The sequence below is a fragment of the Alcanivorax sp. HI0007 genome (genome assembly GCF_001635525.1).
GTDB lineage: Bacteria > Pseudomonadota > Gammaproteobacteria > Pseudomonadales > Alcanivoracaceae > Alcanivorax.
The window spans coordinates 1-5,277 of record NZ_LWEJ01000030.1 but is presented as its reverse complement, the minus strand read 5'-3'; the positions used below and the strand labels follow the sequence as shown (position 1 = coordinate 5,277).

6 protein-coding genes and 1 pseudogene are annotated in these 5,277 nt (G+C 60.6%); all 7 read right to left on the bottom strand.

The genetic code is table 11. The annotated features are described in order from the left end of the window. A pseudogene (locus tag A3714_RS02045) lies at positions 1-441 on the bottom strand (GGDEF domain-containing protein); the annotation flags it as partial. Positions 442-619: 178 nt separating this feature from the next. After that, positions 620-1,105 (bottom strand): phosphatidylglycerophosphatase A, encoded by a 486-nt coding sequence (locus A3714_RS02040; RefSeq protein ID WP_062815787.1) that lies wholly within the window; start codon positions 1,103-1,105, stop codon positions 620-622. Positions 1,106-1,223: 118 nt separating this feature from the next. Then, entirely contained in the window at positions 1,224-2,177 is a 954-nt protein-coding gene (gene thiL, locus A3714_RS02035; protein WP_082844693.1) for a thiamine-phosphate kinase, read from the bottom strand. A 40-nt stretch (positions 2,178-2,217) separates the two neighbouring features. After that, positions 2,218-2,670, bottom strand: coding sequence for a transcription antitermination factor NusB (gene nusB / locus A3714_RS02030; RefSeq protein WP_062815786.1), 453 nt, complete (start codon positions 2,668-2,670; stop codon positions 2,218-2,220). Between the two features lie 60 nt (positions 2,671-2,730). After that, positions 2,731-3,201: a 6,7-dimethyl-8-ribityllumazine synthase gene (gene ribE / locus A3714_RS02025; RefSeq protein WP_062815785.1), complete on the bottom strand. Its 471-nt coding sequence runs from the start codon at positions 3,199-3,201 to the stop codon at positions 2,731-2,733. A gap of 90 nt (positions 3,202-3,291) precedes the next feature. Further along, complete coding sequence (ribBA, locus tag A3714_RS02020; RefSeq protein WP_062815784.1) at positions 3,292-4,401, bottom strand: bifunctional 3,4-dihydroxy-2-butanone-4-phosphate synthase/GTP cyclohydrolase II; 1,110 nt, start codon at positions 4,399-4,401, stop codon at positions 3,292-3,294. 115 nt (positions 4,402-4,516) lie between these two features. After that, positions 4,517-5,182 carry a riboflavin synthase gene (locus A3714_RS02015; RefSeq protein ID WP_062815783.1) on the bottom strand — a complete coding sequence of 222 codons (666 nt, stop codon included), beginning with the start codon at positions 5,180-5,182 and terminating at the stop codon, positions 4,517-4,519. Positions 5,183-5,277: the final 95 nt, after the last annotated feature.

Sequence of the window (5,277 nt, the reverse complement as noted above, 5' to 3'; positions counted from 1 at the left end):
ACGCAACCCCACCATGGCGTAGACAATCACCAGGGCATAGATCACCGACACATGGGCAAGCTGAACGGCAACGGGGCCGTCGATAAAGCCGGGAATGGCCATGGACACCGCCACGGCAAGAAAACTGCCCAGCCCCGCATACCAGGGGAAATAACGATTCAGCGCCGACACCTGGGCCAGACCACCCGCCACCAGCACAATGACGCCCACCCAGGTATACGTGGCCAGCCAGCGGCCACGCACGGCTTCCGGCGCCAGCGCGTAGATACCGGTGATCAACAGGACGTAAAGCAGAAGGATATAGAAGGCATTGACCCGGAAACCTTCCACGGCTTCCCGGCACTGATAGTCACGGTATTCGGTTTCCAGGCGCCGGGGAAAGCGTAACCAGCGCACCCCCGGCACCACCACCCGCCTGGAACGGGGATCGGTATCCGACATGGCAAATCCCTGCCTGCGGTTGGTCAGTTATTATTCGTTCAGGCTAAAAGTTAACACTGCGCGGCGCCATCCTTTTCGCGCCAGCGGTAGTGACAAAACGATATTAGGGGGGAATCCGGACAATGCAACAGCACGTGGATGCCGGGCGATCTGTGGCCTGCGATGGTCAGCCCTCGACTCAGGTAAACCACTGCGGCAAAAAGGCAATCAGTAATTGCACCACCACCGCCGCATACACCCCGGCCAACAGGTCATCCACCATGATCCCCAAGCCGCCGTCCACGCGACGGTCCAGCCAGCCAATGGGCCAGGGCTTGATGATGTCGAACACCCGGAAAGCGACAAACCCTGCCAGCGCCCCCCACCAGGTTACCGGCACCGCAATCATGGTGATCAGCAAGCCGGCAATTTCATCCCAGACAATGCCCGGGTGATCATGCACATGCATGTCGTGGGAGGTTTTGCCGCACAGGAATGGTCCCACCGCGATCACCAGCGCTGTCACCAGCAAATAGCCCCACAGAGGCAATTGGGCACACAGCCACCAGATAGGCATGGCCGCCAGGGTGCCAAAAGTACCCGGAGCAATGGGCGCCAACCCGGAACCAAAGCCGAAGGCAAGAAAGTGAACCGGGTTTGTCATCTTCGGGCGTTTCAGTTCCATCGACAATTCTCTTTCATTATGACGTAGGGTGCACTGAGCCGAAGGCGAACTGCACCATCAGACGTTGGGCCGGTGCAGTTCGCTTAGGCTCAGTGCACCCTGCTCCAACTCTACGTTATCAAAAGTGCTGCCAGCCGCTGGCTTGCAACGTGGTTATTGTTCCATCCGGGGCTGCCAGTCGCAGGCCCTGCTGCTGCTCCACCGTCCCCAGACAATAGCAGCCCGGCGGCAGGCTTTCCTGTTCTGGCAAGGTAAAGAGCAGCAGATAATCATCACCGCCCTGGAGCTGCAATCGGCGCTGCTCCTGCTCACTGCAACCGGCCAGCAACGCTGAATGCAACGGCAAGGCGCCTTCCTGCAAGCAGGCCCCCAGATCACCGGATGCGGCCAGGATATGCCCCAGATCCGCCAGCACCCCGTCAGAAATATCAATGCACGCGGTGGCGCGGCCACGCAGGGCCAACCCCAGACTGAGCTGCGGAGAGGGGCGCCGGAAGTGATCAATGGCAGCACCGCTGCGCTTCCCCTGCTGCCATTGCTGCAGCCCCAGCAGCCCGGCGCCGGTCACCCCACCCACACAGATGCGATCGCCAACCTGCGCGCCATCACGGCGCAGGGCCTGCCCCGGTGGCACCGCGCCGGTGGCCTGAATGGAAACGGACAGCGGTCCCCGGGTCACATCCCCGCCCACCAGGGAAATACCAGCACGGTCCGCCAGCGCAAACAGGCCATCGGCAAACCCGGCCAGCCAGGCCTCATCCACATCGGGCAGGGTCAGCGAGAGCAGGAACCAGAGAGGATCCGCGCCCATGGCCGCCAGGTCCGACAGGTTCACTGCCAGGCAGCGGTAGCCCACATCCGCGGCATCCATGTCGGCGGGAAAATGGCGACCTTCCAGGCTGGTGTCCTGGGTCATCACCAATTGCTGGCCAGCGGGAGGAATCAGGATCGCGGCATCATCACCGGGGCCGAGCACCACGCCGGCATCCTGCCCGTGGTGGCCATGGCGATGAAAATAGCGCCGGATCAGGGAAAACTCATCCAGCGTGTGCGACGTGGGGGAAGCTGTCATGGGAGAAGCATAGCGCGCAGGGGGCCCTGCGCGCACCCGCTCAATCGCGGAAAGGACGTTCGGACGCTTCCTGGTAGCGCAGCTTGCGCGCCAGCTTGTCGAGTACGCCGTTGACGTACTTAAAGGAATCGTCGGCACCGAACACCTTGGCCAGTTCGATACCTTCGTTGATCACCACGCGGTAGGGCACATCCAGCCGCTCTTTGAGCTCGAAGGCGCCCAGCCGCAGGATCGCTTTCTCGATCTGGGAGAGCTCTTCCACCCGACGATCGAGAAAAGGCGTCAGCAGCTCGTCCAGCTCTTTCACCTGGGCCGGTACCCCGTGCAGCAGGTCATGGAAGTACTCACGATCTGCCTTGGCAAAATCCTGGTTGGCCAGGAACTGGGCTTCGATGTCGCTCACGGCGGCACCGGCCAGCTGCCACTGATACAGGGCCTGCATGGTGAATCGGCGCGCCTTGCGGCGGGCACTGGGTGTAGAAGGATTGTTCATGCTGCCTCAACGTCAGGAAGTGGTGCGGGACGCCTGCGCCCCGCGCCGCGTCCCGAATAATTACAGTGCCTTAAACAGGGAAACCATTTCCAGCGCGCTCATGGCCGCTTCAGCCCCCTTGTTTCCGGCCTTGGTACCGGAACGTTCGATGGCCTGTTCGATGGTATCCACGGTCAGCACACCGAAGACCACCGGCACACCAGTGGCATTCTGCACACCGGCAATGCCCTTGGCGGCTTCGCCGGCCACATATTCAAAGTGGGCGGTGCCGCCACGAATCACCGCACCCAGGGTAATTACCGCGTCGTAATCACGCTTTTCGATAATCTTCTTCACCGCCACCGGCAATTCCCAGGCACCGGGGACCCGGATGATCTCGATGTCATCCGCGCTGACGCCGTGACGCACCAGTGCATCCACCGCGCCTTCCAGCAGGGCTTCCACCACAAAACTGTTGAAACGGGCCACGACGATGCCGTAACGACCGCCCACATTGTTCAGAGTGCCTTCCAGGGTTTTGATGTTTTGCATGCTTGCCTTCCTGTCAGTGCCGGTGGCGCAAGGCGACCGACGCAGTATTTAACGTGCTGTCGAACGTCCGATCTCAGACGTTCGACTCGCTTAACTATCCGCTTCCACGTACTCGGTGATTTCCAGATCGAAGCCACTGAGCGCGTTGAACTTCATCGGCGAGCTGAGCAGGCGCATCTTGCGCACGCCCAGGGCCTTGAGGATCTGGGAGCCGGTGCCAATATTCCGGTAGGCACGGGATTCACCCTTGGGCTTGGCGGCGGTGCCGCCAAAGAAACTCTCCAGGCGCTCCACGGTGTCCTGGGATTCATAATCCTGGCCGAGAATAATCACCACACCGGCATCGGCCTCGGAAACGGCTTCCAGCACCCGATGCATGTTCCAGCCGGTGCGACCATTCATCTTGGCGCTCATCAGATCCCGCAACGGGTCCACCTGGTGCACCCGAACCGTCACTTCCCTGTCTTCGCTGATCTCGCCTTTCACCAGTGCCACATGGGTGAGCCCGTCCACGGTGTCGCGGAAAGCCACCAGACGAAAGTCGCCATACCAGGTATCCAGGGCATTATCGGATACCTGCTCAATGGTCTTCTCGTTCAGGGCGCGGTACTGAATCAGGTCCGCAATGGTGCCGATTTTCAGGTCATGTTCCTTGGCGAACACTTCCAGATCTTCCCGGCGAGCCATGGAGCCGTCTTCGTTCATCACCTCGCAGATCACCCCGGCAGGCTCGCAACCGGCCAGCATGGCCAGGTCACAGGACGCTTCGGTATGACCGGCGCGACGCAGCACGCCACCGGGCTCGGCCATCAACGGGAAGATGTGGCCAGGCTGCACAATGTCATAGGCGCGGGCATTGCGTGCCACGGCGGCCTGCACGGTGCGGGCGCGGTCCGCGGCGGAAATGCCGGTGGTCACCCCTTCACGGGCCTCGATGGACACGGTGAACTTGGTACCGAAACCACTGCCGTTGCTCTGCACCATCAACGGCAGCTCCAGCAGCTCGCAGCGCTCCCGGGACATGGGCATGCAGATCAGTCCACGGCCATACTTGGCCATGAAATTGATGGCCTCGGCGGTTACATGCTCGGCGGCCATGACCAGATCACCCTCGTTTTCCCGGTCTTCATCATCCATCAGGACGACCATCTTGCCCTGGCGAATGTCTTCGATCAGTTCTTCAATACTGTTGAGCTGCATAACTTCACTCGCTGTTGGAGTTGAAAGTCCAAAGTTTAAAGTTGAAAAGCGCGGCTGAGACGGCGACAACCAACGTCCAGCCCTGATCCGCGTTTCTACTTTCAACTTTTCACTTTCAACTGCCCTTCAAAAACCCGTTTTCGGCCAGAAATGCCATGGAGATACCCTCCGCATTCGGCTCGGCGGCCTTGTCGCCCAGCAACAGGCGCTCCAGATAGCGGGCTATGATATCAACTTCCAGGTTCACTGGCGTCCCCACCTGCCACTGACCAATGGTGGTCACATCCTGGGTATGGGGAATAATGTTCAGAGAGAACACCGCACCCGCCACGCTGTTCACCGTCAGGCTGATGCCATCCACGGTAATGGAGCCCTTGTGGGCGATGTAGCGGGCCAGCTCCGCCGGCGCCTCGATATCAATGCGCACCGAGCGGGCATCCTGCTTCATCTGCACGATCTTGCCCAGGCCGTCCACGTGGCCACTGACCAGGTGTCCGCCCAGCCGGGTGGTCGGTGTCAGCGCCTTTTCCAGGTTAACCTGGCTGCCCACAGCAATCTGCTTGAGAGAAGTCAGCGACAGGGTTTCACCGGACACATCTGCCTCGAAAGCACCGCCGGGCAGGGCCGTGGCGGTCAGGCAGACGCCGTTGACGGCAATGGAGTCACCCAGCTGCACATCGGAAAAGTCCAGTGCGTCGCTCTTGATCAACAACGTCACGTCGCCCCCCTTGGGGGTCATGGCCGCGACCTGGCCCATGGCTTCAATAATGCCGGTAAACATGGAAAACCTCGTTATTTTTCACCGTAGGAGCGTCGCTGGCGGCGCGATCACCGACGCTCCTACGGTGAAAAATAACGAGGTTTTCCATGTTTACC

Coding starts and splice junctions, on each gene's coding strand:
- A3714_RS02040 (WP_062815787.1), bottom strand. CDS start 1,105: ATGGAACTGAAACGCCCGAAGATGACAAACCCGGTTCACTTTCTTGCC.
- thiL (WP_082844693.1), bottom strand. CDS start 2,177: ATGACAGCTTCCCCCACGTCGCACACGCTGGATGAGTTTTCCCTGATC.
- nusB (WP_062815786.1), bottom strand. CDS start 2,670: ATGAACAATCCTTCTACACCCAGTGCCCGCCGCAAGGCGCGCCGATTC.
- ribE (WP_062815785.1), bottom strand. CDS start 3,201: ATGCAAAACATCAAAACCCTGGAAGGCACTCTGAACAATGTGGGCGGT.
- ribBA (WP_062815784.1), bottom strand. CDS start 4,401: ATGCAGCTCAACAGTATTGAAGAACTGATCGAAGACATTCGCCAGGGC.
- A3714_RS02015 (WP_062815783.1), bottom strand. CDS start 5,182: ATGTTTACCGGCATTATTGAAGCCATGGGCCAGGTCGCGGCCATGACC.